We start from the raw sequence: 1,482 nt of genomic DNA, 5'->3' as shown, positions 1-1,482 counted from the left end.
TCCGTAACCCGGCGTTTTGAGTTGCTAGCAGCTGTTTTTCTAGTTCCAGCTGTGCGATCTGCTGTTTGAGCGTTAGCTTTGCCATGCCAAAATTTGCCTTACCGTTAAAACTGGAACCATGGTCCCAGTGAGCCTGTTAAATTAGCAACCGCAACCACGTTCAAATACCTCGTACCCAAACGCTTCACCTAGAATGCTTTCGGCAGCAGCGGCGTGAGCCTCTTCCTCTGTAGCAAACGTGGCCAACTCTTCATTTTCATAGAGCATTGGCGTGATACCACCCTTCTGGGTTTGAAGCATCACAAAAAAGTTATCGTTATCCATTGCCTTGAATACCCTTACTCAAAATTTCGTTTCATTTTGTGCCCAGGGGCGAAACAGCGAGTCCTGTCCTTGCTGATACGCCAGCCCGCATTGCGAGCTTGCTTAGCCACCTCAGACCAATTCTCGCCGACATACTCGCCGAAACCCGGATGGTGCTCGACTTCACCTTGATATGCTTCGCAAGCATCACAATCGCAGTAAAGGTGGAGAGTGTAATTGGCAGCGATCATCGTCAGTTGCCTTTATCCAATCCCATCGTTATCGACAGCATCATATTGTTTCGGCCACCACTGATTTAGCCATTGCTCAGCCGCATCTGCATCACCAACACTGATACTGCTTTCATCCACCACGTGCGACTCAGTGAACTGGCAGCGGAACTGGCCTTTATCATCCCTCCACACTTCAACTGAACCTTCCGGCCCTGCATCCATCGAAAGACCATACTGTTTTGCGGCGGCAAGCAGCCTTTGAGGGCAACAGTGTTGCTGCAACTTCCAGTCAAAGGGACGAGGTTCGCGGCAACCTTCCAACTCAACCATCACTACTTCTTCTTGCATCATATTCCCCTTACCTACTGGGTCATTGCCCGGTTAAAAAGTTCCCTTTGTTAAACGCTGTATGTCTCAACAGCCCCACAGTGGCTGCAAACGCACTCTGTAGCAGTCACAGCACTATCATCATCTTGCAGGTCCGTTTGGGGCAGATCGGTTAGTGGACGCATTACGCCCTCGCCGCACTGCTCGCAAATTACTTTATCCATAGAGCACCTAGATTCCTTGGTTCTATTTACACAGTACCGACGCAAAGTAAGAGCCCCTGCAGGGTTTCTCTACGCGATGGTGCCAACAGCTGTATCCAGAGTCCTCGCCCGCTGGAACAACTTTGTAATTTGACTGGTAATAGTCAGCCGCTTGGAACTCCTGCAGATCATCTTTATCAATGACATTCTGATCGACTGCCGCCGCGAGTATCGCTTCTTTTGAATGGTCGCCTTTGGCCACCAAAAACTGGTTTGAGTCAGAGGTGTGGTAGTCCACTGTAATTCCATCAGCCATATCGAAGATTCCTTTGTCCTATTTGGCCGCTCGCAAGCGGCGATAAAACCTGTTTAATCGGTTAAACCTCACACCTGATCGCGTCTTCGCTAAACAGGAG

At 49.6% G+C, this 1,482-nt stretch carries 3 protein-coding genes; all 3 read right to left on the bottom strand.

What is annotated here, in order from left to right; genetic code table 11:
• Nucleotides 1–141 precede the first annotated feature (141 nt).
• On the bottom strand, nt 142–324 hold the full coding sequence (locus G462_RS0120075) for a hypothetical protein (protein ID WP_026960563.1): 183 nt from the start codon (nt 322–324) through the stop codon (nt 142–144).
• Nucleotides 325–566: 242 nt separating this feature from the next.
• The gene (locus G462_RS0120065; protein ID WP_026960561.1) at nt 567–884 is read right to left on the bottom strand and encodes a hypothetical protein; all 318 of its coding nucleotides are present in this window, start codon (nt 882–884) and stop codon (nt 567–569) included.
• A gap of 225 nt (nt 885–1,109) precedes the next feature.
• Entirely contained in the window at nt 1,110–1,382 is a 273-nt protein-coding gene (locus G462_RS0120060) for a hypothetical protein (RefSeq protein WP_035478550.1), read from the bottom strand.
• Nucleotides 1,383–1,482 lie beyond the last annotated feature (100 nt).

Source organism: Aliagarivorans taiwanensis DSM 22990, assembly GCF_000429505.1.
Classification (GTDB): domain Bacteria; phylum Pseudomonadota; class Gammaproteobacteria; order Enterobacterales; family Celerinatantimonadaceae; genus Aliagarivorans; species Aliagarivorans taiwanensis.
Note: the sequence above shows the minus strand (reverse complement) of the source record. Positions and strands in the feature narration are given on the sequence as shown.

Bases quoted from the DNA above. Each gene is read 5' to 3' on its own strand.
- G462_RS0120075 (WP_026960563.1), bottom strand. From the start codon at position 324: ATGGATAACGATAACTTTTTTGTGATGCTTCAAACCCAGAAGGGTGGT.
- G462_RS0120065 (WP_026960561.1), bottom strand. From the start codon at position 884: ATGCAAGAAGAAGTAGTGATGGTTGAGTTGGAAGGTTGCCGCGAACCT.
- G462_RS0120060 (WP_035478550.1), bottom strand. From the start codon at position 1,382: ATGGCTGATGGAATTACAGTGGACTACCACACCTCTGACTCAAACCAG.